Source organism: Corallococcus sp. AB032C, assembly GCF_003668935.1.
Taxonomy (GTDB): domain Bacteria; phylum Myxococcota; class Myxococcia; order Myxococcales; family Myxococcaceae; genus Corallococcus; species Corallococcus exiguus.
Window position 1 is genome coordinate 42,766 of record NZ_RAWP01000014.1, and the last position, 25,745, is coordinate 68,510.

Sequence of the window (25,745 nt, forward strand, 5' to 3'; positions counted from 1 at the left end):
CTCGGGGTTCTAGTTGCCGCTGCCGATGTAGGGGGCGCATGCGGCGGGAAGCGAGCCGTTCGTGCATCCGCCGGGCATCTGGACTTCGTCGAACAGGTGGCTCAAGCCCGCGGGCGGCAGGTTCTGGCTTCCGGTGGGGCCCTCCATGTTGTGGCAGCTCAAGCAGTTGTAGGGATTGCTCACGGCCGCGACGCCGTTCTGGACGAAGGTCTCCATGGAGGTATTGGCGGCGGACAGCGAACCCTGCTGCGCTTGCAGATAGGGCGGGATCGTGCCGTTGACGGTCCACACGTTGCCGACGAGCTCGTAGTTGGCCCAGACCTTGTTGATGCGGCTGGGGTTGGCCTGGATCAACGCCTGGACGCTGCTGTTGATGGCGTTGAGCGCCTGGGTGCTCTGGGCGAGCATCGTGCGGGTCTTGTCCTGACAGGCGAACTGATTGGGATTGACGCTACAGTCGACGCCGCCGGGGAAGGTGCCGACGGCCGAGTCCCCCTGCGGGTGCATGCGGCAGACCTGGGCGGGCTTGCCCGGTTGATACGTGTTGGTCACGCAGTCGGTGCAGGCCGGGTTGTAGAAGTTCCACGTGCCTCCGAGCGGAGGCGCCGCGGAGAGGTTGCTACAGTCGGGCGCGTTGTTGCGGTGCTCGAACGTGGCCCAGATCATCGCCGGGAAGCTGGGCGTCTTGGACACGATGTGCATGCCGGTCAGTCCCAGGTTCACCTGCCGACAGGGGCTGTCCTTGACCTGGATGAGGCCGGGAACCACATAGAAGAGGCCCGAGCTGGCCGTCGCCTCGTCGAGCACCATCCAGCTCGTCTTCAGCTCGACGGCCGTGTCCGGGTACGCGAGGTTCGGATACTTCTTGATGATGTCGATGCCGTTGTTCCCGGGCTTGAGCTGACCCGCGCAGTTCGCCTGGTAGAGCTGACAGGACGTCAGCATCGTGTAGGTGCTCTGGTTGACGGACATGCCGTAGTAGACGAACTCGCCCTTCAGGTCGATCAGCGGCTGATCCGCGCCGGCCTGCTTGATGATGTCGGTGTAGAGGCGGGGCGGCTTGCCACCCGCCGTGGGCTTCACGGCGTTGGTGCAGGAGACAGGCGGCTCCTGGCCCCAGGCCGTCGGCACCCCGTCCTTGATGAAGATGCCGTAGGACGGCATCCACGTCTCGAACTGCACCATGTCGGGCTTGCCGTTGGCGGGCTGGACGAGCGCGAGCATGCTCTGCCACATGAACTGCTCGAAGTTGCAGATGGTCTTGTTCCCCGGCACTTCGCTGGGGAGGGTGGAGCTGTTGAGCCAGGCCACGTCCGCCGGGCAGTCATTGGCTTCGAGCGCCGTCGCCTTGGGGACGGGGGGGCCCGAATCCATGAGCGACGTCGTTGGGCAGGCCAGGAGGCCGGTGGCACCCAGTGCCACGGCGAGCAGGACGCGCGGTTTGTCGGACAAAGGCAATCTCCCCCATGCGGTTGAGCCCGACGAGACGCCGGGCTTGGGCGCAAGAGTTTAATCGCTGCGGGGGAGAAGCCGTCGAGGGCTAAACAGATTAAAAACGGTCTTAGCTGAAATTCGTGCTGGGGCGGCAAAGTCCGCTGTCAGTCCATTGGCGATGTCTGGGTTGCGGGACGCCCGGGTAGAAAGCGCCGCACCAACCAGAGCGCGAGTCCAGGCAGTAGAACCATCCCCAAGAACAACGTCAGGAATGACCCGAGTCGCGCCGAGTACGCACCCACCGCCGCGTAGGTGGCGCAGACGCCAAGGTTGGAGAGCGCGCAGGCTCCGAGGAAACTCCCCAGAGGCATGCGGCTGGCGCCAGCGAAGAGGACGGAGGACTCCGCCAGCATGGGCACGCCGCGCAATGCAATCAGCAACCAGGCCCCCCGGCGTTCGGCCAGACGTGACAGGCGTTGGAGTTCCTCCGGACCCAGGGTGCGTCGCAACGCCGCCTCGCCGCCCCTGGCGCCCAGCAGGTAGCCCCAACCACAGCCCACCATCATCCCCACCCAGCAGGCCGTCATTCCGCCCCAGAAGCCCAGCAGCGCCCCGGACGCCGTGCCGACGAGGCTGGAGGGCACCGGCAGGACGATGTCCCCCGCCAGCAACCCTCCCAGCACGAGCGCCACCTGCCAGTCGGGTGGACGCGCCTCCAGGAAGGATTGGGTGGCGGCCTCCAGTTGCTCGCCGAAGAGGAGGAAGGGAACGAGGATGGCCGCCAGCACCACGCTGACGCAGAGGCTCCAGCCCACCGCCGCGCGCTTCGTTCCAGGGCTCGCCAGGGTCATGGCGCGGCTCAGAAGCCAACGCCGAGCGTGAACGAGGCGCTCGGCTGGAAACGGGCCTGCGGTCTGATCAGCTGCGGCGCGGCGTTGAAGTACGCGGCGCTGAACCCCAGCTCTCCCACGAACTCAAAGCCGGAGGAGATGGGCAGCAGGGCCCGGAGGGACGCGCCCACCTCGGGGCCAGCGGTCTCCACGCCGGTGGGGCCGGAGCCCCCGAAGTCGAAGCCCGAGCTGTCCTCGCCAATCTGCAGCTCGGCGAAGCCGGCGCTCAACCGGGGCTGGAGCCAGCCGATGCGCGTCTTGAAGGAGGTGAGCGTCAGGTTGGCGCGGAAGTGGGCGATCTCCGGCTCCGGGTCGCGGTGGAGGAACCCCGAGCCCGTGCCGCAGGCCTCCACGCCGAGCCGCGCCAATGGAGACAACTCCAGACAGATGCTGGGACGCCGGCCGGAGGTGGACGCCCCGGCACGCAGGTTGCCGTAGTTGCGCGGAGGCTCGTCCCGCCGGTCCTCCGCGACGCCCACCGGGGCCTCCTCCGCGACCGAGAAGCCGCCACCCATCAGGGTCGCGAACACCAGGAGGCGCTGCGGAAGGCCAAGGCGTGTCATCAGGCACCAGGGATGCGACCGCGGGGGAAGGCGGGCCATGTTGCCCGAACGGAGCAGTCGCATCCAGGCCATGTCTTGAATTCGCGCCCGGCGGTCATCATCGACCCCTGTACGACAGATTTGTCATTCCATCCCCCCGATTCTTCCTGGATGTTTTCACCCTGGCTGTCTTCATGAGCGAAAGACATCCACGTCGGGCCGGCGCCGTCGTCAAGGCCGGGTCAGGAGAAACCGCGGCCCGGGTCCATCCGGTCCGGAGCCACACCTGGATGACGGCAGGCCGCATGTCAGAGTCAGAAGAGAAGATGGCCGGTGTCGATGTGCGAAAGGAACCGTCCATGTCGAGAGCTGGCTTGTTGCTGTCAATGTTTCTCATCGGATGTGGCGAGCCTGCGAGCGAGGTTCGCCCGGAGGCCATCGCCGATACGTCGGAGGTGGAGCTCGCGCTCGCGCCCTGGGAGTACCGCTGCGAGGCGATGACGGAGGCCGCACGCGCCGCCGTGCCTCCGCCTCCTCCCAACGTGGAGAAGGCCGCATTCGCCCCCCGTGTTCGCGCTGTCTGTCCGCCGGGCCAGGTGCCGGTCTACGCGCAGGCGGAGCTTCGGACGCACAAGGCCGGTCCGCCGTTAGCTGGCTCGGCCGCCACGCAGTCGCTGGCGGGGTCGTACTGGTACGCCGGAGTGATGAAGCCCACGGACGCGTTGAGCCAGAGCGGCGTTGGAGCGGCGATCCTGTTCTCCAACCCGGCGGTGTACGACCAGAGCGACATGGTGACGTCCCAGATGTCCATCGTCCGTGGCGCCAACTATCACCTGGTGGAGATGGGCCTGCGGAAGTTCTGGGACGCCTTCCCTCGACTGATGATCTCCCAGTGGAGCTACGGCCAGTTCAACGACGCTGCCGGCTTCGTCCAGGTCCACGGCGTCTACGGCCCCGGGATGCCGCTCTCCAGCTATTACGGATACTCGGTCCAGCAGTACATCCGCTATGACAACGGCAACTGGTGGATCTGGTTCAATGATGCCTGGGTCGGCTACTTCCCCGGCTCGCTCTGGAATGGCCAGTTCACTTCTGGCGACATGGCGCACTTCTACGGCGAGGTCTACTCGGCGCAGAGCCGGGTCCCGCCGCTCACCGACATGGGCACGGGACAGTTCTCCGGGACCTTCGGCACCGCGTACATGCAGGGGATGTGCATCCACACCGCGGGCCCCAGCTGCAACCTCGTCACCGACGGCTGGAGCTTCCAGACCAACCCCGCGTATTACTCCCTCTCGTATTGGAATGGCTCATATATGGAGTTCGGCGGGAACGGCGGCGGCTGAGCTATGCCGGCGCCGTCGTGCGTTGGCCCGAGCCGTCATCCCGGCGCATCGGCTGGGCCCTTCCATACGTCAGCGACCGCCACACCCACTCCGCGGGGCCGAAGCGGAACCTCGCCAGCCACAGGTGGCTCCACACCCCCTGGACGCAGAAGATGGCCAGGCAGTACGCCACGCACGCCGCGGGGCCCAGCTTCGTGATGAAGCCCAGTCCGTATCCGTAGAAGAACAGCACGCTGATGATCGACTGTGACAGGTAGTTCGTCAGCGCCATGCGGCCCACTGGCGCGAGCAGGCTCAACGCTCGCTGCCAGTTGGCCCGCTGGAAGAGCAGGGTGATGCCGGACACGTAGACGGCCGCGAAGCCCAACTCGCCCAGGTTCCGCAGCGGCGCGATGGCGAAAGACACCCACGCCGGCAGTGTCTCCGGCGTGAAGACCTGCTTCAGCATGAGCTGTTGCAGCACCAGGCCGCTGCCGCTGCCAATCACCCCCGCGACGAGACCCCACCCGAGGATCCGGCGGAACAGCCCCAGGTGCTGGGGCACGTCGTGGAAGATGCGGCGCTTCCCCGCCAGCAGGCCCAGCAGGAACCGGCCAAACGTCGAGAGCGTGATGGCCAGGAGCAGCGGGAAGTAGTCGCGGAAGACGAAGTGAAAGGTCGCCTTCGTCACGTCCAGCCAGCTTCCACTGATGTAGGCCGCGAGCGTCTGCGCCTTGATGGCCGCGGACTTCTCGGTGGCCGCCTTGGCGATGGCTGCCGCGGCCTCCGGCGTGTCCGCCATCAGTTGCGGGAGCTTGAGGATGACCACACCGACGACGGACCACCCCAGGGCGAACAGCAGGGCACAGATGAGCAGCGTTCGCTCCGAGCGCCCTCGGAACAGGAGCAGGCCGAATCCCAGCACCGCGTAGGTGCTGAGGATGTCGCCGTACCAGATGAGGAACAGGTGGGAGAGCCCCATCACCAGCATCACCCCCAGCCGCCGGACATAGAGCGGCGTGATGGAGGCCCCTCGCGCCTCGGCGCGGCCCATCTGCACCGCGAAGCCGAGTCCGAAGAGGAACGAGAAGAGGGTGATGAACTTCCCGGCCACCAGGAACGAGAACGCCTGCCAGGCGACGGTGTCGGCGAGCGACGCGTTGTTCATCGCCGTGAGGACCTGCTCACGCGGCAGGAAGACCCTTCCGCTGAACCACACCATCACGTTGGAGATGAACACGCCGCACAGGGCGAAACCACGCAGTGTGTCGAGGACCGCCAGTCGCTCGCTGGAATCCACGGGACGGGCCACGGCACTGGGGAGCGAGACCTCGGACGGAACTGGGGGCATGCTCGGAGAAAGGGTGGGCAACGTGAAGCTGCCTGCCCGTATTCCGCGCGAGCGATGCTCTTCGGATTCACGAACCCCCAGGCGTCCGTCCTGGAGTGAATCCTGAACGCCAGGGTGGATGCGCGACCCTGACGTTCACGAAGCTTGGCCCGGGCTACAGATGCCCGCCGATGTAGCGGCAGGTCCACGTCGCGCTGCAGTAGAAGTTGGGGGGACAGCGGCCCTCCGCGTCACAGGAGATGGCCTGCTGGTGGGGGCCCTCGGGCTGGGTCTGCTCGATGCCCGTGGGCGACACCTGCTCCTGGGCGTCGGTCTCTTCCGGGCCACCACAGGCGCCCACCGCCATCGCCACCGCGAAAATCGCTGCACTCAGCCATCGGCTCTTCATGTTCGGCCCCTTGTGTCTGTTCAATGAAATCCTGTCGAAGCTCACGCTCAGCGCGTGGACCAGTTCTGGGCGTTCGTGCCGTTGCACTCCCAGACTTGAATCTTGGTGCCAGGGGTCGTGCTGGCATTGAAGACATCCAGGCAGAGGTTGGGGGCCAGGGCGCTCCGCAGCGTGGCGCCTGCCACCGTCCACCGCTGGGCGGCCGACCCATTGCATCCATAAATCTGGACGCGCGTGCCCGGCGTCGGGTCTCCGTTGAAGACGTCCAGGCAGAGGTTGGGGGCCAGGTTGCTTCGCAGCTCCCCTTGAGCGGTCAGGGTCCACTGCTGCGCGGCGGTACCGTTGCACTCCCAGAGCTGGGTGGCCGTTCCCTGAGTCGCGCTGCCACCGGTCACGTCCAGGCAGCGATTCGGGTCCAGGGCGCTGACCAGGGCGGGGGCGGAGGCGGCCGTGTACATCGCGGCCAGCGCGGTGCGGTCGCTGGCGGTGAACTCGCCCGTCTCGACCGTGCGGAAGCAGGAGTTCATGATCGAGGCACCGACGGTCGCCGTGGTCGGCGTGCCCGGGATGTGGATCGCGCCGACACCGGCGTCACCCTCGTTGCCACCGGAGCCGCAGCTGATGGCGCGGTTGTAGTAGTCCGAGTGCCGGAATCCGACGGTGTGGCCAATCTCATGCGTGATGACGTGCTCGATGACGTCGACGCCGTACTGGCTGAGCTGGCCGCCGATGGTGATCTGCCCGAACGGGTTGCCGTTCGCCGGGAACCCGGCCACGCCGCCATTCATGTTCGGGTCGATGACCGCATTGATGGTGAAGCTGCAGCCGGTGCTCGGCGTGCGCGCCATGGTGAAGGTGAGCGGCAGTTCGGCGTAGTTCTGGATGGCGAGGTCCAGCGCCGTGCTGAACGCGCCGGTGAACGCCGAACCGTTGATGCAGATCTTCGTCAGGGAGGGGCTGACGACGTTGTTCGTGCGGTACTGCTCCCCAGGGGTTGGGCCGGCCTCGAGCATCTCGCGAGAGGCCTCCAGCGACACCTCGGCGTCCCGCCCGACATAGACCTTCCCATCGACGACCATGATGTCGTTGGACGGAAAGCCGGCGCTGACCAGGTTGCCAACGATCTCCTGCGTCTCATCCGCGGGCTCGCCACACCCGAATTCCAGCGCGATGCACCCTGCCGCGAGTACGAGGCTTCTTGAGAACATGGAGACTCCTTTGTGAATGGGGACGAATGGCAGTCCAGTATGAGCAATACCTTTAAAAGCTGATATAGCCCACTACCCCGTTCGTTTCGTTCAAGGGCCTACTGCCAGGGGCCTGGAGTAGAACCGGCGGCGCACGCTGCCAGACCGCGAGGGCTACCCCCCACATCCCTCGTGGCCCCCGTCATCCGCAATGCTCGCCGCCTGGGGGAGCGGAGCTGGCCGGAGTTTCGCGCCTGGCACGAAGACGCCATGAAACCTCGTGAGGATCGCCCGCGGTGGAGGCACCAGTGATGCCACGCGCCGTAACAGGTACATCCCGGTGAAGAGCTGGATGGCGTGGATTCGATGGAGGACTTCCGCGAGCGCATGCTGTTCTTCAACCTGGACCGGACCGGTTCGCGTCCCCCCCAGACGCGGGTGGTGCTCCTGGCGCTGCCGGACGGAGGGCTGTGCGCGAGCAGGACGTGCCGCTGAAGTACAACGTGGAGACGGACGTGGATGGGGCCCCGCAGGGCGCGGTGTGACTGCTCCTGCCGGACAAGCTGGCGCGCACGCGGGTGGAGGAGTCGGGGCCCGCGCACGCAAAAGCGACGTGGGCCCGGCAAGCGCGGACGCCGGTCTTGAGCTCAGGCCCCAGGGGACATGGGGGGACGAACGAACGCGCCGCGTCAGGGGGCCGGAGACACGACCGCCGGGCCCCCCGTGAAGGAGGACCCGGCGGCGGAATGCGAAGGTTCAGCCGGAGCGACAGGGACTACCGGGCGTCGCGCGCGTCCACGGTGAGGCAGGGCTCCATCTTCTCCGGGGCGACGAGGAACAGCTCCTCGCGGCCCAGGTCCTGGGTGAGGCCCGACGTGGCGAAGCCAATCTGCCCGCCGCCGTCATACGCGAGCGCCGTCCAGTCGTTCTGCGACGCGGGGAACACGTCGGCGAAGCCGTTGCGGTTGAAGTCCCGGACATAGGCCGCGGCCTGGATGCTCCCATTGTTGTTGAAGTCGGTGTTGGTGCTCGCGTTGCCCGTGACCTGGGCGTCGTTGAAGCGAAGCCCGCTGATCTTCGCGAGGTCCGCTTCGGTGGTGGGGGCGACGGGCGCGAACCCGGAGACCTCGTTGACGCTCTGCTCGTTGAACGAGGCCACCTGCACGCGCGAGTAGTCGAGCACGTTGTTCAGGCCGCCAATGCCGAAGCCATAGAACTGGTACTCGTAGTTCATGATGCTCAGGTAGTTGGGCTTGTAGTTCGAATCGTCGTTGCCGCCGTGGCGCAGGCCGATGTTGTGCCCCAGCTCGTGCATCAGGGTGCCGGCCAGTTGCAGCTCCGTGATGCCGGCGGCGAAGCCCAGCGTCACCACGAAGTCATGCGCGGGGATGCCGCGCGAGATGCCGCTGGAGTTGCCACCGCCGTACCGGTTCGCGAACAGCATGTAGTGGAAGTAGGGCGCGCGGTTCGCGGCGAAGTACTTGCCCTTGATGACGTCGAAGTCCGTCCACACGGGGCTCAGGTCCAGGTCCGCGTCCGCCGCGGTGATCTGCTGGTCCACCACCAGATGCAACGTGATGCCCGTGGAGCCATCCGGGTTGGACACCGGCGCCTTGGAGAAGGCCGTGATGACACGGTTCAGCATCGCCTGGGTCGGCTGCTGTCCCGGGTAGTAGTCCACCTCGATGAAGATGTCCTTCTTGCGCGCGTTCGCGCCGAGGGCCGTCAGGTCCAGGCCGCCGCCGAAGCCGAACGACTCCGCGTAGTCGTTGAGCCGGTCCCCATCCGTGTCGGGGTTGTTGGGGTTGGTGCCCAGCAGCGTCTCCACCAGGTCACAGACGCCGTCGCCATCCGTGTCCAGCGCGCCCGCGCAAGCGGGGATCGGCAGCGGGATGGCCGCCGCCACCTGCATGCCCTGCTGGGCGGTGGCCAGCTCCGGCTCCGGAAGCTCCGTGCCACCACACCCGTTCAACCCCAGGAGCGCGACGGAAGCGGTCAGCAGCGTTTGATGAAGCTTGGACATGGAATTCCCTTTGTTCGCAAAGGATTGGCATCGCACCAATCACCCCGTACTTGCTATCCACTGGCTTTTTTGGCTATTCATTTTTTACATGAATAGGTCGATTTGCTGGAATCGGGCTATATTTGCTGCCGATGCGGAACCGCCGGAGCCCCCCTGACGCGGGGCCCGGCGGTGGAGTGCGACTTCCAGGCATGTGGGATGGTGACTACCGGGCACGTTGTTCACACCGCCCATGCGAAAGCCATACACCTGATACTCGTAGCGCCTGAGGCTCAGGTGGCTGACGCGGAGCGGCGCTCAGTAGCAGAGATAGTTGTTGTTCCAGCCGTGAGCGGAATCCGCGGGCTCGTTCCACGCGATGCAGGTCTTCCCAGAGATGGGGCCTGCGCTGGACCACTGGAAGTTGAGCAGGCTGAGGTTGGGCACGCAGACGTAATTGTTGTTCCAGGTGTTGGGGTCGCTGGGCTCGTCAACGAGCGTGCACCGCATGCCAGCGATAGGCCCCGCGTTGCTGAAACGCACGCCTTCGTCCACCTCGGAGCACAGGAAGTTGTCATTCCAGCCATTCGGGTCGGCCGGCTCGTTGACCGAGACGCAGGTGGTACCCGCGATCTTCCCCGCGGGGGAGAACGCGAACCGCTGCGTGTAACACAGGTAGTTGTTGTTCCAGGAGTCGGGGTCGCCCGGCTCATTCCACTGCGTGCAGCGCATCAAGGGGATCGGGAGCAACGAGGACCAGACGAACTGCAGGGGGCTGTAGGTGGGCACGCAGAGGTAGTTGTCATTCCAGCCATCGGGGTCGAGGAGCTCGTTGATCAGGGTGCAGCGCTGGCCCGCGATGGGTCCCGCATAGGACCAGCTCACCCCCTCCTGACCCGCGGTGCAGAGGTAATTGTCATTCCAGCCGTGGGAATCGCCCGGCTCGTTGACCAGGGTGCACGTGGAGGGGAACGCGTAATGCTGGAACTGGAACTCGAGGGGAGACACGCCATAAACCTGGCGCAAGCCCTGAATGTCCAGGGCGCTCAAGGTCGGCCGGCCCCACGCGGCGCAGTAGTTCATGGTCGAGAGAGGGTCGTACGCGGTGATGACCTCGCCATTGGCCTGCTGAACGATGGTGTTGTCGCAGTAGCCCGGCGTGTTGGGTTGATTGCCCGGAGAGTCCTGCTCATGCCAGAAGCCCAGGGCGTGGCCGAACTCGTGCAAGGCGACGCCGCGGATGCAATATTCGCGGTCATCTCCCGGCAACGATGCGTCATCAACACCGTCGTTGCAGACGTGGCTCCAACTGGCGAAGTTGAAGTTGAGCCACATGCTGGGGCTGCTGTTCGAGCGGCCGACGATGGAGCGCGGACCGCTCTCATCCACCTGGATGCGGATGGCCTGAGCAGGAGTAAGGATGTCGCAGGCGCCCCAACCCGTGAAACGCAAACTGCTGTTCGTGTCCCACTGCGCCTCGACGATCTGCCTCACCCACGTCTTCTCCGAGTTCCAGCCTGCCGTGGTCCAACAAACGGGGACGTCGGTGAAGCCCGCGGCGTTCGTGGGCCAGTAACCGGCGGGATTGCCATAGAGTTCATCCTGCCGTGAGTCCACTGCCACGACTTCCATGTCCGGGAAGGGCTCGGCCGCGGGATTACAAGCCACGAGGAGCGAGGAGAGCAACCCAAGGACCTGGGTCACTCCAATGACACGCAAACTGTTTTTCATGAATTCCCCCGGCGAAGCATTTTTCACTGCGGGTCATTGTCTAACACGGAATAAAAGCCGGCCCCAAGCGAAGACTTGTTGCCTTCCAGTGCGATAAGAATCGTCTGGCTGGAATAATCCACAAAGTCAGACGGAAGGTGCGCCGGGACTCCAGGGCTCGAACACCTGATGCGTTTTGACGTGCAAGTGTATGTCGACCCCCAGCTCCCTCCCGGCTGCGAGGACACGCCCCCACGCCCCTCCTTCGACGCGGGGACCCCGGATGCCGGCCCCTTTGTCTGGGACGGCACGTACACCGAACTGGAGGAGCACGGAGACTGGGTGGACCGGGGCCCCTTCGCGCCGTGCGGCTTCGATTCGCGGGACGCGTCCAGCAGCGGCTGCGAGGAGTTGTCCCGCTTCGATGTCTCGAATTGCGCCCCGGCGGCGCTCGCCATGCTTCCCCAAGGAGGGCATCTGTCTGGCCAACACCCGGGATGAGCGACGCCTGGAGGACGGGGGCACCCTCATCAGCACCGGCCCTGTCGGCTTCCAGCGCCGGAGTGACGGAGGCACGAGCACGTTGTACGACGAGCCGCTCCGCTTCCGGGACACGCAGCGTGGCCAGCAGCAGCAGGGGCGTCCTTGTCTACGACCTCGCCAATCCCGCGCTGCCTGTCTTTGCGTATAGGCGGGATAGCGGCCATGTGGAGGGTGAGGGCAGGAGCGGAGGTGCCGCGGAGGGCCGCGGACGGGGTCGCTCAAGCAGTGTGAGCCATGCGGGTGGAGGAGCGGCTTGAGCCCCTTGGGGTACACGCTGGCCCTGGCCGCCCGCTCATGAGGTGCGCGGCAGGGGCCTGGCTCTCTGGGCCCTGGCGGCTTGAGCTTCAACACCCTGCGGCTTGGAGGGGTCCGCGCGCCGGGGCGAGCCTCGCACCTGCCGTGGGCAGGCCCAGGTGCTCTAGAATCGCTCGCACCCCTCCTGCCTCGTTCACGTACGCCAGCACCCGGCGCCTGCCGCCACACCTCGCGCAGGCCCACACGTCCAGCGCCCTGCGTGCGGCGTCCCGTTGTACGAGGTGCTCCAGGGACCTTGAGCATCCCGCCTGGGGTAGAACCACCGGAGCAGGCTGTCAGACCGCGAGGGCAAGCTTCCTTCGACTGGCACCGAGCGAAGGACGTTCATGGCAACCCTGAAACAGCTGGCGTTCCGGATGGCGCGCACCCCCGCCTCCGGCTCCCTGGTGCGCTTCGGCTTCGCGCACGCGGACCGGCTCCTGCCCCTCACCTCCGTGGACCGCTCGGAGCAGGCCGCCATCTACCGGCACCCGCGTCCCGTCTACGGCACCTTCCACCACATCGCCGTCCCCCTGCGGGGAGTGCCGGACGTCTTCTCCCTGGCGCATCCGCGCCATGCCGGGCTTCGCACGGGCCTCTTCGCGCTCATCGCCGGAGCACGGCAGCGGACCCCCGCGTCGGTGCTCGTCAACGCGGGGCCTCGGCAGGACGTGGGGCAGGTGCACTTCCACCTCACGGACGACACGCCCTTCAGCGACGCTGTCCGCTCGGAGCACCTCACCTGGCCGGACTGGGACGCGGCAGTCCGCGCGCTGACCTCCGTGCCCGACATCCAGGAGCGCTACCGCGCTGGCTTCTCGCTGCTCCAGGATGCCGGGGACCCTCGGGTGCGCCTCATCTGACCGCGGCATGGATGCGGCCGTCTTCACGCTGGCGCGCCCACCTGGCGGGTGGGCGCGCCGTTTCACCGGGCTTCCATCACTGCCAGGACGGTTCGACGTCGTTCGCGCTCACGGTATTCGTCAGGTTGGTCAGGGTGCCGTTGACGGACCGCATGAAGATTTCGCCACTGCTCGCGCTGTTCGTGAAGCGTTCGAACACCAGGGTATCCGCAGTAGGACTGTAGGCCGGGCATTGGTCGTCCTCCGGCCCGTTCAGCAGCGCGACCAGCCCCGTCCCGTCCGCGTTCATGGAGTAGAGGTCCCGCTCGTACAGGCTCTGCACCGAGATGCTCGCGGTGAAGGCAATCTTCGTCCCCGCCGCGTTGTAGACCGGGAAGAACGAGGTCCAGTTGGAAGGGCCTTCGTTCAGCCTCACCAGGCCCGTCCCATCCACGTTGATGCGGTAGATGCCCCGGAAGGGGATGTCCGACGTGCTCAGCGCCTCGTAGCCGAATACGACCTGCAGGCCATCGGGGCTGAAGCTCGGCGTGATGTAGCTGCCGGCGCCTTGCAGGTCCGTGGCCAGGAGGGCCAGGTGCTGGCCGTTGGCGTCCATCAGGTAGAGGCTGCACCGGGAGGTGCAGTGGACGAAGACGATGCGCGTCCCGTCGGGGCTGAAGGCGGGCTGTTCGTCATCACCTTCCCAGTTCGTGAGCCGCTGCATGTTGCTGCCGTCGATGTTGGCGGTGACGATCTCGAAGTCGCCAAAGTACGGATACGTCTGGCCGTAGGCGCGCTGCCAGACCACCTGGGTGCGCGCCTTGTTGAGTTTGGGGCGCCGGTCCATCACGAGGTCGTTCGTGAGGCGGTTCAACACGGTGCCATCGGTGCCCATCACGAAGATGTCGTAGGTGTTGATGGGGTGGGCGGGGTCGCTTCCCCGGTTTGACGCGAAGGCGATCTTCGTCGGCGGTGGGCAGTTGGGGAGGCACGTCTTCGCCGTGACATCGTCCTCCGCGACCTCCTGTTCAGGGTTGGAGACACCACACGCGGCCGTCAGCAGGACTGCTCCAAGGATGCAGTTTCTTCCCATCATCATGGCACTGGCTCCCAGCTGTGTTTCAGGTTCACCGGCCTCGCGAGGCTCACCCTGGAAGGGGGTTCCCAGGCGGACCGGGACGGAAGGGCGGACATGACGTCGACAGAGCAAGGGCAGGGCCAATCCACGTTCAAGGCCGCTTCCCCTGGAGCAACCTGTGAGGACGGCAAGTCTTGCCGCGATCCGGCGCTTCGGGCCGGCAAGAGTTGCCGTTGCCGGCTGGGTTTGCCGGCCGTGGACCTGCTCCAGGACGCGGGGGGCCTCGGGTTCGCCTCAGCTGACCGCTGTGGGCGACCAGAAGCCCGCCAGCGCTCCGGAGGCGTGGGCCTCGGTGTAGCGGCGCAGGTCCTCCGCGTTGTCCGCCTCCAGCCAGCCGGACGCGATGGGCACGGCGTGGACCGCCACGCCCTCGGAGATGAGGTCCTGGAGGAAGGCCGTCATGGAGATGTTCCAGTAACGCGGGTCCATCGCCACGTGCTGGTCGAAGCGCTCCAGGAGCGAGTGCAGGACGCCGGGTCCGAATCGCAGCAGCCCGATGTATTGCCCCTGCACCTCCTCCACCGAACGCACCCGCGAGCCGATGTCCACGATGCGCTCGCCTTCCAGGCGCAACGACTCGCAGTCCGTCGTGGGGTCCTCCATCCGCAGCTCCCAGAGCCTGCGCCACTGCGTGTCGATGGCGACTTCGACATCCCGGGACGCGGCGAGCATCCGCCCCAACACCTCGTGAGAGAAGACGATGTCCCCATAGGAGACGAGGACCGGCTCCGTGCGGGACACCACCGGCAGGCTGAAGCGCAGCGTGGAGACCATGTTGCCGGTGGTGTAGGCCGGGTTCACCACGACGCGCACGTTGCGGCCCGCCCCGGTCAGCTCGGGATACGCGCCGGCCATCACCGTGACGTCCACGCCGAAGTGCGCGTAGACGGCCAGCTGATGGTCGAGCAGCGGGGCTCCCGCCAGCTCCACCAGACACTTTGGCCGGTTCGCCGCGAGCGGCCCCATGCGGGTGCCCAGGCCCGCTGCAAGGATGATGGCTTTCACGGTTCGTACGCCTCCATGACTTCGAGGACCGAGGGAAGGTGATGGGGCGCGCGCTCGGGGTGCCAGAGGACGCCCAGCGAGCGCCGCTCCCGGTTCGCGAAGGCCTCCACCGCTCCGTCCTCCGAGCGCGCCAGGACGTCCCATCCGTCAGGCAGGGAGTCCTCCGCCACGCCCCAGTGGTGGAAGCTCGCCACCTCCGCCGGGCCCCGCCACGCCTGGGCGAGTGGACCCGTCAACGCGTGGCGCACGCGCACGTGGCCTTCGACGGGCACCAGCCGCATCCCCGCGAACAGCGCGAGCATCTGCGCGCCCCGGCACACGCCCAGCACCGGCGTCCGCGTCCGGAGGGCGAGCGACAGCAGGACCGACTCCGTCTCGTCGCGCGCGGGAACGGAATCCGGTCCCGTTCCCGGAGCTTCGTTGCCTCCACTCAGGATGACGAGCCCGGGACGGAGGGCTTCGAACTGGGCCACGGCCGCGGCGGCCACGTTCACCGCGGGGAACGGCACCCAGCCGGCCTCCCACAGGCCCGAGGCCCAGGAGTCTTCGAGCGCATCCCGCACCTCCAGACGCCCCGGGACACGGTCGCTGCGCTGGGTGATGAGTGCCACGCGGCGCTCACTCATGGACGAGCCTGCGCCCCCCGCAGTCCAGCGTCATCACCCGCCCACCCGACAGCCGCCGGAACTGCTCCCGGCCCACGCCGATGGCTGCGGGCAGCTGCAGCTCGGTGCAGCGCACCGCCATGTGCGAGTTCGCGCCCCCATACGCCGTGACGATGCCTGCGACGCCCAGCGCGAGCAGCCCGTCGTAGCCGGGGTCGGCGCGCTCCAGCAGCACGATGTTGCCGCGCACGCGCTCCGGGTCTGGCAGCCCGTCCGCGACCAGCACCGGCGCGCGCACGCACGCCTTGGTGACGAACAGGGGCTGCTCTCCACTGCTCACGTGGAAGAGCAGGTGCGACGCGCGCGTCAGGATGTCCGGCAGCTCGATGAGGGTGACGGCGGCGGCATGCTCGCGAGCCTCCTCCACGGCGTCGCGGCACCACGACCGGGCTTCGAGCGGCGGAAGCGCCAGGGCGGTCTCCACCTGCTCCAGCGACAGGTGCGCCAGGTCATCCCGGCTCAGCCCCAGCGGCTCGCCCCACTCCGCGAGGTGTTCGAGCACGCCACTCAGCGTCTTCGTGAACACGTGCTTGCCGTACTCGCGCCCCGCGATGCCCGCGCCCAGGTGCGCGAGAAACACCTCGCTGGTCATCGACAGGCCGGCGCTCCGGAGGCCCGCGCCCAGGCGCTCGTGGAGGCTCCGGGACAGGGGGGCTTCGTGCCTGAACGGTTCCTCCGCTCCGGAGATGAGCGGGCCGAGGTAGCGCTCCGGATCCGCGCCATAGCGTGGCACCCGGATGTCATAGGTCCCGGGGCGCAGGTGCCCGAACTCCGCGACGAGCGCCTCCAGGCCCAGCTCGCCCCGCCGCACGCGGAACGCGTCCGCTTGCAGCTGGCCCGCCACCGTCCGGATGCGCTGGAGCACCTCGCGCTGCTCGCTCGAATTCATCACGCCCTCGCGAACGAAGCTCTTGAGCAGCGCGGTCACCACGAACGCCGTCCGTGCCAGATGCGCGAAGGGCAGGGTGCCCAGCTTGCGCAGGCGCGCGAGGATGGGACCGAGCCCGCCCTCGAAGCCCGGCGCGAACGGCTCGGCCCGCAGCCGCTGCACCTGCTCCACCTGCGCGGGCAGGTCGCGAAGCCCGTGGAGCGTGATGTCCCGCAGCGCGGTGGCCAGGGCATCCAGCTCGCCTGCATCCAACGAGGACGCATAGAGCCTCCGGAGCCGCTCGCGCAGGCCGAGGCTCGCGCACGTGTCCGCGATCTCGAACTCCACCTTGTCATGCAGCTCGGGGGCGCTGGCCAGCCGGGCCAGCTGCTGGGAGACCAGGACCTCCGCCACTCGCGCCGGGGTGACGGCCGGGATGAAGGAGTTGAGCGACGCGCGCACGTCCACGTAGGCGTGCCCCGCGAAGTCGCGCAGCAGGGGAGTGCCGCGCAGGTCCCGGTACCCGTAGGCCGCGCGCTGCTCCGCCCAGGTCTGGTCCGTGATGAGCCTGCCGTAGAGCGTCCGTGCGAGCGGAAGCGGACGCCGGCCAATCATCTCCGCCGGGTTCCAGTCCGTCATCGTGCTGTAGACAGGCCCGTCTCCGACGACGGGGGCCTTGGGCCGCAGCAGCGCCTGGTGCGCAGTGCAGGCATCCGCCAGCAGCATCGCCCGGCGGACCTCGCCTCCCTCTGGCAGCGACGAACCCTTGGCGATGGGACGCACCTGGAGGAGGTGGAAGTCACCGCCCGCCAGCGCGAACTCGATGTCCAGTGCCTCCACGCCAACGAGCTTCACCAGCTCACGCCCCACGGTGACGACGCGACGGAGCGAGTCCGGCAACAGGCCCCGGGGCACGCCGTGCTCCACGTACGCGGAGGAGGGCTTCTCCAGGGCGCCGGACGTAATCTGATCCGTGCGCCCGCTGGAGACGTCCGACGCCACCACCCAGTACGAGGCCAGCGTCTCCGGGTGCCGCGCCATCAGCACGCCGCTTTCACTCACGGGGTGGACGTAGGACTGGAGGAAGACCTTCTCTTCCCGTGCCCCTGGACCATACGAATCGAACACGTCCTCGATGGCGCCGCCCACGGCCACGGCATCGCCCGCGTCCACGTCGAGCACCGAGAGGAAGCGTCCCGCGTTCGACGCGGTCCACGCATCCTCCGCGGAGCAGGAGGAGCGCACCACGATGCGCTCGTTTCCAAAGCGCTCCCGCACACGCTGGAGCACGGCGTCCCGGTCCTGGGCCCAGTCGCCGCTCCACACGATGTGCGGCCGGGAGACGCGCCACGGCCCGTGCAGCTCCGACAGGATGTCGAGCGTGCGCGCCTTGTCCCCCAGCACGAGCCGGCCCACGGGGGCCTGGGGCTCGCTGGAGACCTCGTCGTCTTCCAGCTCGAAGCGCGCCACGTCTCCGGCCTGGGCAAGCCGGTCCGCCACCTCGTCCAGGTCCCATCCCTCCAGCGCCTCACGCACCGCCTGGGTCCTTCCGACGATGAAGCGGCACTCTCCCCGCCAGGTCGCGATGACGGCGGAGGCCTCATCGAGCAGCACGCGGAGCGCGCGCGGACGCGGGAGCACTGTTCCCTTGAACGCGAGCGTCAGCGGCACGCCGTCGTACGTCTGGGCGAGCGTGCTCAGGACGCGCTCGGCCCAGGTCCGCATGGATGCGTGCACGGGGCCTACGCCGCGGATGCGGCAGTCAGGAGGACTTCCAATCGGAGGGGTAGGGCGAAACGTCTCGGCTTCGCATTCCAGGGCTGTCACGGGCGACCTCGCACGAGCGGACGTGGTGCATGGCGCGTGCGCGGCATCGCATTGTGGCCTCTGCCCACGTGTGGTGGATTCGATGCATGAGAACCTTCGCCACGGATGAGCGGCTGGCGTACCGCCGCGCGGGCAATGAGCTTCAGCCCCGCCCGTCCGAGGACCATGTCCTCTCCTACGAGTACCGCTTGATGCAGCTGCCGCTGGTGCGGCCAGACCACCCGGAGGTCGTGCCGTTCGACCTCAAGGCCGGCTACGACTGGCTGGGCACCTACCGCGCGCCCCGCGTCTCGCTGGTGGGCTTCGTGGACTTCGGCGCCTTCGCGCAGAGCCCCCAGTTCAACCGCTTCATGAACGCCGTGGCGATGACCGCCGCGGCGCGGAAGATCGCCTGGGACATCGTCGAGCGGCGCAAATACAGACACCACTTCACCATCTGCAACGGGCTGCATGAACGGATGCCCATCGCGGACATCGTGCCCTTCGTGAAGCAGCGGCTGGAGGGCTTCCCCCGCTTCCGCATCCAGGTGAAGGGCGGCTGGCTCTGGGGCAAGAAGAACGGCCGCATCTACTTCCCCGTCTACCCGGAGCTGACGGACGGCCCGAACCCCGTGGACCACCTCACCGAGGTCCAGACGCGCCTGGGCCATTCGCTCCACCCGGGCTTCTACATCGGCTGTCTCCAGTTGATGGACCACCTGCGCTTCAACTCCGAGCTGGACGTGCACGAGGCGGACGAGCTCTTCGGCGTGCTGCGGCGCTTCCGCGAGACGACCCTCGTGGAGCTCGACGTGACCGAGCTCTCCATCCTGCGCACGCACGACGACCTCATCCTCAAGAGCCGGGTGCTCGAACGCGTGCCGCTGGCGGGGTGACGGGTTCATTCGAACTCCTGGAGCGCGCTGCGCAGGAGCACGCGCTCGTAGGCGTTGCGGACCAGCGCCCCCAGCGGACCGATGATCCGCGTGAGGTCCGTCTCGCGGTACAGCGCCGGGTGGTGGAGCAGCTCCAGCACCGTGGCGACGAGCGCCGGCTCCACGCGGTAGTCGAACATCCCGGGCCGGCGTGGGTGCGAAAGCCCCGCCTGGACCGCGTCGTTCACCAGCGCCGCCTCGCGGGCCACGACCCGCAGGTACACCTCGCGGGACGCAGAGGGTTCGGAGCGGAGTCCCTCCAACTCGTTCGCTGCCTCGCGCCACGGAGAGACCAGCTCCTCGGGGAAGGGAGCGACGAGCTCCACTTCTTCCGCGAGGCGCAGGCGGAGGTGGACCAGGAACTCCAGGGGCGAAGGCCGCCATGCCCACCCCACGACGGCCCCTGGCAGTTGCTGGATGGCGGAGCCCGCGCGCTGGGTGGGGCGCCCTTCCGACTCCAGGAGCATGCGCAGTTCACGGGGATCAAAGGCCGTGGCGGCCTCTTCAATCATGGCGCGAGTGTCGTCCGAGGAGTGCATGAGGCTCAGCGCACGCGTCGGGGCCTGGAGCCGGCTGCGCAGGTGGTGCGGTGAGCGCTTGTTCGGATCCGCCGACCCCTTGAGCGACTTGAACGCCGCGCAGGCCGACCGGCTCGGGGTGCGGAGGATGAGCGCGCAGGAGGACTCCAGCAGATACACCTCGCCAGGCACGGCCCACGTCTTGTCGAGCGCGATGGGGCGGTTGGGGCTGTACACCGCCTCGATGCTGCTCTGCGTGTATTGGACGAAGCGCCGGTCCACGACGCGGAAGCCCTCGCGCTCCAGGAACGCGAGCGCCTCCTCCACGAGCCCGAGCCCGATGGCGTACGGGTCGAAGAACGTGAAGACGAACTCCTCGCTCCCCGGACGCGAGCCGAAGGACTCCACGAGGCCGGACACACTGGCAACGTTTCTCATGTGAGGTCTCCACTTCCGGCTTCCACGAGCCACAGCACTTCTGAAGGCGCGAGCAGGACGTCCCCCTGGCCCTGACGCCCGCCGAGCAGGTCCGTCCACTTCCGCAACGGCACGGGGACGGACACGGGCTCCACGCCGAAGTTCACCAACACGTGCAGGGGCTGACGGCCATGGCCTCGCGCCAGATGCACGACCTGGGGCGCTGGCTGCCGCGCCACGCAGCCGCTGTCCTCCCTCATCGCGGGCGTCCGGTCGCGCAGGCGGATGAGGCCCAGCAGGGACTTCAGGATGCGCGCGTGCACCGGCTGTCGGACCAACGCACGCAGGGCGCCATCCGAGTACCGGTGCCGGTTCGCGGCGCGAGGATTGGAGGGCTCGACACCCACCGCGTCCGGCAACCCGAACAGCGTGGGGAAGTAGAGGCAGGGAGTGGCGGGGAGCGCGAAGAGCAGCGCATGCGCGGCCAGGTATCGCTCGACGTCGAGCCCTGCCTCCGTGGAGAAGATGCGGTGCAGGGTGCTGTTGAGTTCGTACGGCCGGGGTTCGCCCCCCACGTCCGCGTGTGACACCCGGACACCGGCACGCTCCAGCCGCTCCATCACCCGCCGCAGGGTGGGAGCATCCAGCGGCGGATCCATGGGACGCAGATGCACGCCGTCATGCGTCTGGAGGAAGGCGTAGCCGTCGCGGCCGTGTGCATCCGACGCGGACGCGTTCACCCAGTCCACCAGCGGACCGCCTTCGCCCGCGAGCGCCGCCGCGAAGACGAGCAGCGGCACCGCGAGGTGGTTGTCGTGCTGCGCCAGTTCCTCGCCCAGGTAGCAACGCTCGCCTGTGCGGTGGTCCGTCTCCGCGAGCAGGCGCACCGACGGGTCCACCAGGTCGGCCACGGCCCGCAGCGCGCGCACCAGCAGCTTCGCCTCCGGCTGGTGCGGCCCTCCAGGAACGCGCTTCCACACGTGTGGAATGGCATCCAGACGCACGACCCGCGCGCCCGCCTCCACCAGCCGCAGCAGCGTGCCCGCCATGGACAGGAAGACGTCTGGCGAACCGTGGTTCAGGTCCACCTGCGCGCGCCCATACGTGCACCACGCCCAGACCGCGCCGAAGCGCTGGAGGATGGAGGAGGTCCGCACCCGCGTGCCCCATTCGATGTCCCGCGGCTCGGAGAAGAGGTGGAAGTCCCCGGGCCGTCCCTCCCCGCGCAGCACGTCCCGGAACGCCGGGTGCGACGTGGACACGTGGTTCATCACCAGGTCGAGCATCAGCCCGCCGCTCACCTCCGACAGCCGCTCCAGGTCCTCCCACGCCCCCAGACGCGGATGCACGGCCCGGTGGTCCACCACCGCGAAGCCGTCATCCCCGTCCGACACATAGGGCGGGAGCACATGCAGCAGCGCCGGCCCCACGCCGCCCACCTCTTCTTCGAGGAAGCGCCGCAGCGCCGCGAGGGGAGCCATGCCTCCGTCGAGCACGTGGTCCGGATACACGGCGATGACCGCGGGCCGCGCGTCCACTGCCGCACGCCCGGGCCGCGGGCGAGCGCGGACGCCCTCCACCGCCTGGGCCAGCTCCCGGACGAGCGCCTCCGCGCGCTCCGCCCCGTAGAGTTGTCCCAGCGCGTCCCCCAGCCGCGCCCTCGCGGGGGCGAGGACCGGGTGGGCCGTGTATCCGGAGGTGCTCATCCCTGGTGCTCGAGGACGTAGTCGATGCTGCCCTGGAGGAACTCCACCGCGCGCGCCAGCTCCGGCTCCGCCGACATGCGTTGGGCCATGCGCTGATGGAGCGCTTCGATGCGCGTGAGGCATCCGCCCAACGGGCCCGTCGCGCAGTCCGCGTGCAGCAAGAGCCCTTCCTCGAGCAGGCCCCGGTCCACCTCACCCGCGGTGGCCATCGCCTTGCGCGACTCGATGAGCAGCCACTTGCGCGCCGCGCTTGTTATCCCGAGGGCCGCGAGGATGGAGACGAGCGCCTCCTCCACCGCGATGCGCGCCACGTGCCGGCTGGACTCCTCGCTGATGGCGCGGTGGCTGATGGCGTCCTCCAGGTACTCGTGGACCTCCATGAAGTGCCGCACGGTGAGGTAGGTGGGCAGCAGCTCCACCAGGAACTCATCCCGCCAGCTCGCCACCAGGCTCGGGTTCATCAGCGGCAATCCCACGCGCAGCCGGTGCAGGAAGCGCAGCTCCGGGCCGTCGATGATGGGGATGAACTTCAGCTCGGACGGCTTGTAGAGCGCCGGCGCGATGGCCGTCATCCACGTCATGATCTCCGCGACGCGGCTGCGCTCCGCCAGCTCGATGTTGACCTCGATGCCGTCGCAGTACTGGAGCGCTTCACTGAAGCGGCTGTTCTTGAAGCGCACGCCCTCCTTCGTGGAGATGAGCGACGTGCGGTGCGGCACCAGCACCATCAGGTCCACGTCCGAGCTGGGCGTGCCATTGCCAGCCGCGAGCGAGCCCGTCAGCAACACGCCGCACGAGGCGGGGTCGCTGACCAGCTCCGACAGGATGCGTTCGACGTCCACGCCGTGCGCGCGAAGCGTCTGCGTGGTGAGCGGTTGACCACTGGAGAGCTGATGCGTGCGCTTCATGATGCCACCTTCCCCCGTCCCTGATGGGACAGCTGCAAGTCCGAGAAAACGTCCGCGCACGCGTCCGCGACGGTGCGCACCATCTGCTCCTCATGCGTCCGCATCACGCTCAGGCGCAGCAGGCCGTGGCCCGCCGGAACGGCTGGATGGATGACCGGGTTGGCGTAGATGCCCCGGTTCCACAGCAGCCTCCATGCCTGGAGCGTGTCGAAGTCCGCGCCCACCTCCACGCTGACGATGGGACCGTCGGACGGAATGGGGCGCAGCCCGCGCTCCACCAGTGCCTCGCGCAGCGTGCGCACCCGTTCCTTCAATTGGGCCACCAGCCCCGGGTCCTCCTGGAGGATGCGCAGGGCGGCCAGGGCCGCGGCCACGGAGGCCGGCGTGTTGGCGGCGGTGAAGAGGAAGGGGCGCGTGAGGACGCGCAGCGCTTCAATCGGGTCCTTGTCCCCGATGATGGCGCCGCCGCAGGAGCCCAGGCTCTTGGAGAAGGTGATGGTGATGAAGTCCGCGTCCTGGACGACGCCGTCCTCCTCCACGGTGCCCAGCCCGCGCGCGCCCACCGTGCCCAGTCCGTGCGCCTCGTCCACGACGAGCGCCAGCCGCGTCTCGCGGCACACCTCCAGGAACCGGCGCAGCGGGGCCCGGTCTCCGCGCATGGAGTAGACGCCCTCCACGACACAGAGGCCGGAGGCGGTGTCGTCCTTCGCCTGGGCCAGCAGGTGCTCCGGGTCGTTGTGGCCGAAGCGTTTCATGTTCGCGCGCGCCAGCCACACGCCGTCCAGGACGGAGGCGTGCATCTCCTCGTCCACCCAGGCGCGGTCATTGCGGCCCAGCAGCGAGCTCATCAGGCCCAGGTTGGCGCCGTAACCGGTGGAGAACACCATGGCGCCGGTGCGGCCATAGAAGCGCCGCAGGGCTTCCTCCAGCTCCTCGTGGAGCGCCAGGTTGCCGTTGAGCAGACGTGAGCCCGTCACACCCGCGCCCCAGCGGGCGGAAGCCTCCTGCGCGGCGGCGATGACTCGAGAGTCGTTCGCGAGCCCCAGGTAGTTGTTGGAGCCGAAGTTGAGGATGTCCCGGCCCTCCATGCGGGTGATGGGGCCGGTGGCCGACTCCACGCGCGTGAAGTAGGGGAGGCGGCCAATGCGCTTGCCCAGACGGGCCTGCGCCACGCGCGGGTCCCCGAGCAGCCGCTGGATGACGGGAGCCCGAGGGCGGCCCGCGGTGTCTTGTTCAGGTCGTGTCATGTTTTTGATCCCGGAAGTCGAACGCCAGGCTCGCGGCGGTCGCGCAGACAGCGGTGAAGGTGAGGATGACGGCGGTGCTCTGGAGCACGACGCTCCAGCGGCCCGCGCCGAAGGTGGCTTCGTTGAGCGCACGCAGGGCCCAGTAGTGAGGCGTGGCGTAGCCGAGCGTGCGAGACCAACCCGGCAGCGCTTCGGTGGCGACGATGGCGCCACCCACCGCGCTGAACGTCACCAGCACCAGGTAGGAGAGGTTGGAGAGCGTGGCGGTGCTGCGCGTGATGGCGAAGAGGAGGAAGCCCAGTGCCGCACCGCTGGTCACCAGCGCCGCGCCGGTGAGGGCCACCTGGAGGACGTTGCCGTTCAGCGGCAGGCCGAGGAACGCCGCCGCGAAGCCGGTGAAGAGCAGCAGCTGCACGAACGACATCGCGCAAGCGGGCAGCACCTTGCCCATGGCGAACGCGAGCCGGGAGGGGCGGATCAACGCCTGCCTGCCGTCGGTGTGGTACCAGAAGTCCCGGTAGAACGCGTGACCGGAGTAGGTCACCACCATGTAGCTGAACATCACCGCGAAGCCGATGGTGGCCCGGCCCATGGCGCCCGGAGCTGTATCGAGCCCGGATACGCCCGGGCCCAGGATGGCGGAGAGCACCGCGGGCAGGATGAAGATGAACACCATGGCCGTGCGCTCTCGCGCGAGCACCCGCCACTCCGTCAGCGCGTAGCAACGCACCACGTTGACAAAGCCAGCCACGCCGCTGGGAGCGGATGGGGTACTGGAAACGATGTCGTGATTCATGGCCCTTCCGCCTCCCGGGCGAAGGCGCTCAGGGACGGGTCCCTCAGCAGGATGTCGCGGAGCCGGTTGCCGGACAGGCGCAGCTCGGACAGGTGGACATCGGAGGGGACCTCGCCCAGCTTCGAGCGGACCTCCTCCAGGCTGCTGGTGGCGAGCGTGAGCTCCCACGAAGCGTCGGGACGCGCGCCACGCAGCGACAGCGTGCGAGCCTGGTTCGACAGCACGGTTCCCAGTTCGCCCAGGTCGCGAGTCTTCCCATCCCGCAGCAGTACCAGCTCCGTGGACAGCTCCTCGATGTCCTCGGGGTAGTGCGCCGTGACGAGCACCGCGGCGCCCTCCTCACGCCACGCACGCACGCGGCGCACCACCAGCTGGCGGGCTTCGAAGTCGAGCGCGACGGTGGGCTCATCCAGCAACCGGATGGGCGGCGCATGGACGAAGCTCGCCGCCAGGTGCACGAGCCGCCGCTGCCCACCCGACAGGTGATGCACGCGCATGCGGGCAATGGGACCCAGCGCGAACTCCTCCAGGGTCCGCTCGATGGCGGCCTTCGCCTCGCCGCGTCCCAGCAGCAGCCGGGCCAGGTGCCCGACGTTCTCCTCCACCGTGAGCACGGGATAGAGCGCGATGGCCTGCGTCGCGAACCCGATGGCGCGGCGGGCGTGCAGCCCACCCACGTCGAGCCGCACCGAGCCGCCAGTTGTTCCCCGCACGGTGCCGGTGAGCGCTCCGAGCAGCGTCGTCTTGCCCGCGCCATTGGCGCCGAGCAGTCCCACGGATGTTCCCCCCTTCAAGTGGAGTGAAACATCGCGGAGTACGGGCGTCCCCTGGGGGAAGGCGAAGGAGAGCCGCTCCGCGGAGAGCAGGGCGGTTCCGTGCGCGGACCCCATGGACTGACGAAGACGCCCAGGTGTTTTGATTGGATCCTGAAATGCTGCTTCTTCAGGAAAAGTGATTTTGTCGGTCATCGTCGGGATGACCTTCTACAAAGGCGGTCTGACATCCAGCGTCAGCACTTCGCGTCGAAAATGACGCGGCCATACTCGTCACGGAGTCTTTGTTGAAAGCCTTTCCCATCTCATGCGTCCTGCTCGCCTCCGCGGTGATCACCAGTGCGGCATGCAGCAAGACGCCGGAGCCTGCTCCCGCGCCGGAAGCGAAGGCGGCGTCACCGGTTGCGGGAGGCACCGCGACCCAGGCGGTCGCGAAGCCGTCAAAGCCCGACGAG

General features: G+C 67.9%; 23 protein-coding genes. 5 read left to right on the top strand and 18 right to left on the bottom strand.

What is annotated here, in order from left to right; genetic code table 11:
• Positions 1-9: 9 nt before the first annotated feature.
• The 3 genes from D7X99_RS08625 to D7X99_RS08635 form a co-directional block, all read right to left on the bottom strand.
• On the bottom strand, positions 10-1,374 hold the full coding sequence (locus D7X99_RS08625) for a hypothetical protein (protein WP_147476085.1): 1,365 nt from the start codon (positions 1,372-1,374) through the stop codon (positions 10-12).
• A gap of 224 nt (positions 1,375-1,598) precedes the next feature.
• Positions 1,599-2,285 (bottom strand): TVP38/TMEM64 family protein, encoded by a 687-nt coding sequence (locus D7X99_RS08630; RefSeq protein WP_121777352.1) that lies wholly within the window; start codon positions 2,283-2,285, stop codon positions 1,599-1,601.
• Between the two features lie 8 nt (positions 2,286-2,293).
• Entirely contained in the window at positions 2,294-2,887 is a 594-nt protein-coding gene (locus tag D7X99_RS08635) for a hypothetical protein (protein ID WP_233601675.1), read from the bottom strand.
• Between the two features lie 365 nt (positions 2,888-3,252).
• Between D7X99_RS08635 and D7X99_RS08640 the strand changes: the two genes are divergently transcribed.
• A complete protein-coding gene (locus D7X99_RS08640) occupies positions 3,253-4,212 on the top strand; it encodes a neprosin family prolyl endopeptidase (protein WP_158626961.1) in 960 nt (319 codons plus the stop codon).
• A gap of 1 nt (position 4,213) precedes the next feature.
• Here D7X99_RS08640 and D7X99_RS08645 read toward each other — a convergent pair whose 3' ends face one another.
• From D7X99_RS08645 to D7X99_RS08655, 3 genes are all read right to left on the bottom strand, one after another.
• Positions 4,214-5,542, bottom strand: coding sequence for a DUF418 domain-containing protein (locus D7X99_RS08645; protein ID WP_121777354.1), 1,329 nt, complete (start codon positions 5,540-5,542; stop codon positions 4,214-4,216).
• A 154-nt stretch (positions 5,543-5,696) separates the two neighbouring features.
• Positions 5,697-5,930, bottom strand: a complete 234-nt coding sequence (locus D7X99_RS08650) for a hypothetical protein (protein WP_147476086.1) — start codon at positions 5,928-5,930, stop codon at positions 5,697-5,699.
• A gap of 47 nt (positions 5,931-5,977) precedes the next feature.
• Positions 5,978-7,138, bottom strand: a complete 1,161-nt coding sequence (locus D7X99_RS08655; RefSeq protein WP_121777356.1) for a M57 family metalloprotease — start codon at positions 7,136-7,138, stop codon at positions 5,978-5,980.
• A 336-nt stretch (positions 7,139-7,474) separates the two neighbouring features.
• Between D7X99_RS08655 and D7X99_RS42725 the strand changes: the two genes are divergently transcribed.
• Complete coding sequence (locus D7X99_RS42725; RefSeq protein WP_158620550.1) at positions 7,475-7,612, top strand: hypothetical protein; 138 nt, start codon at positions 7,475-7,477, stop codon at positions 7,610-7,612.
• Positions 7,613-7,892: 280 nt separating this feature from the next.
• Here D7X99_RS42725 and D7X99_RS08660 read toward each other — a convergent pair whose 3' ends face one another.
• Together D7X99_RS08660 and D7X99_RS08665 are read right to left on the bottom strand one after the other, a co-directional pair.
• Complete coding sequence (locus D7X99_RS08660) at positions 7,893-9,140, bottom strand: hypothetical protein (RefSeq protein ID WP_120575012.1); 1,248 nt, start codon at positions 9,138-9,140, stop codon at positions 7,893-7,895.
• 297 nt (positions 9,141-9,437) lie between these two features.
• Positions 9,438-10,850, bottom strand: coding sequence for a hypothetical protein (locus D7X99_RS08665; RefSeq protein WP_126933156.1), 1,413 nt, complete (start codon positions 10,848-10,850; stop codon positions 9,438-9,440).
• A 180-nt stretch (positions 10,851-11,030) separates the two neighbouring features.
• On the opposite strand from D7X99_RS08665, the gene D7X99_RS08670 reads away from it, so the two are divergent.
• Positions 11,031-11,330 (top strand): hypothetical protein, encoded by a 300-nt coding sequence (locus D7X99_RS08670; protein ID WP_147476087.1) that lies wholly within the window; start codon positions 11,031-11,033, stop codon positions 11,328-11,330.
• Positions 11,331-12,013: 683 nt separating this feature from the next.
• Positions 12,014-12,529 (top strand): homoserine O-succinyltransferase, encoded by a 516-nt coding sequence (locus D7X99_RS08680; RefSeq protein WP_147476088.1) that lies wholly within the window; start codon positions 12,014-12,016, stop codon positions 12,527-12,529.
• 76 nt (positions 12,530-12,605) lie between these two features.
• On the opposite strand, the gene D7X99_RS08685 is transcribed toward D7X99_RS08680, so the two are convergent.
• From D7X99_RS08685 to D7X99_RS08700, 4 genes are all read right to left on the bottom strand, one after another.
• Complete coding sequence (locus tag D7X99_RS08685; protein ID WP_121777360.1) at positions 12,606-13,607, bottom strand: PD40 domain-containing protein; 1,002 nt, start codon at positions 13,605-13,607, stop codon at positions 12,606-12,608.
• Between the two features lie 273 nt (positions 13,608-13,880).
• A complete protein-coding gene (locus D7X99_RS08690) occupies positions 13,881-14,651 on the bottom strand; it encodes an NTP transferase domain-containing protein (RefSeq protein WP_158626962.1) in 771 nt (256 codons plus the stop codon).
• A complete protein-coding gene (locus D7X99_RS08695) occupies positions 14,648-15,277 on the bottom strand; it encodes a gamma-glutamyl-gamma-aminobutyrate hydrolase family protein (RefSeq protein ID WP_121777362.1) in 630 nt (209 codons plus the stop codon). Before D7X99_RS08695 ends, D7X99_RS08690 begins: the two co-directional genes overlap by 4 nt.
• The gene (locus D7X99_RS08700) at positions 15,270-17,909 is read right to left on the bottom strand and encodes a PEP-utilizing enzyme (RefSeq protein WP_121777363.1); all 2,640 of its coding nucleotides are present in this window, start codon (positions 17,907-17,909) and stop codon (positions 15,270-15,272) included. The genes D7X99_RS08695 and D7X99_RS08700 overlap by 8 nt, the downstream gene beginning before the upstream one ends.
• 188 nt (positions 17,910-18,097) lie before the next feature.
• Here D7X99_RS08700 and D7X99_RS08705 point away from each other — a divergent pair, with 188 nt between their 5' ends.
• Entirely contained in the window at positions 18,098-18,886 is a 789-nt protein-coding gene (locus D7X99_RS08705; RefSeq protein ID WP_121777364.1) for a hypothetical protein, read from the top strand.
• Positions 18,887-18,891: 5 nt separating this feature from the next.
• Here D7X99_RS08705 and D7X99_RS08710 read toward each other — a convergent pair whose 3' ends face one another.
• The 6 genes from D7X99_RS08710 to D7X99_RS08735 are packed head-to-tail and all read right to left on the bottom strand — an operon-like array spanning position 18,892 to position 25,485.
• The gene (locus D7X99_RS08710) at positions 18,892-19,881 is read right to left on the bottom strand and encodes a nucleoside-diphosphate kinase (RefSeq protein WP_121777365.1); all 990 of its coding nucleotides are present in this window, start codon (positions 19,879-19,881) and stop codon (positions 18,892-18,894) included.
• A complete protein-coding gene (locus D7X99_RS08715; protein WP_121777366.1) occupies positions 19,878-21,566 on the bottom strand; it encodes an alpha-amylase family glycosyl hydrolase in 1,689 nt (562 codons plus the stop codon). The genes D7X99_RS08710 and D7X99_RS08715 overlap by 4 nt, the downstream gene beginning before the upstream one ends.
• Positions 21,563-22,474 (bottom strand): nucleotidyltransferase domain-containing protein, encoded by a 912-nt coding sequence (locus tag D7X99_RS08720; protein WP_120593662.1) that lies wholly within the window; start codon positions 22,472-22,474, stop codon positions 21,563-21,565. The genes D7X99_RS08715 and D7X99_RS08720 overlap by 4 nt, the downstream gene beginning before the upstream one ends.
• Positions 22,471-23,721 (bottom strand): aminotransferase class I/II-fold pyridoxal phosphate-dependent enzyme, encoded by a 1,251-nt coding sequence (locus D7X99_RS08725; RefSeq protein WP_121777367.1) that lies wholly within the window; start codon positions 23,719-23,721, stop codon positions 22,471-22,473. Before D7X99_RS08725 ends, D7X99_RS08720 begins: the two co-directional genes overlap by 4 nt.
• The gene (locus tag D7X99_RS08730) at positions 23,708-24,517 is read right to left on the bottom strand and encodes an ABC transporter permease (RefSeq protein WP_121777368.1); all 810 of its coding nucleotides are present in this window, start codon (positions 24,515-24,517) and stop codon (positions 23,708-23,710) included. The genes D7X99_RS08725 and D7X99_RS08730 overlap by 14 nt, the downstream gene beginning before the upstream one ends.
• Positions 24,514-25,485 (bottom strand): ATP-binding cassette domain-containing protein, encoded by a 972-nt coding sequence (locus D7X99_RS08735; protein WP_121777369.1) that lies wholly within the window; start codon positions 25,483-25,485, stop codon positions 24,514-24,516. The genes D7X99_RS08730 and D7X99_RS08735 overlap by 4 nt, the downstream gene beginning before the upstream one ends.
• Positions 25,486-25,745 lie beyond the last annotated feature (260 nt).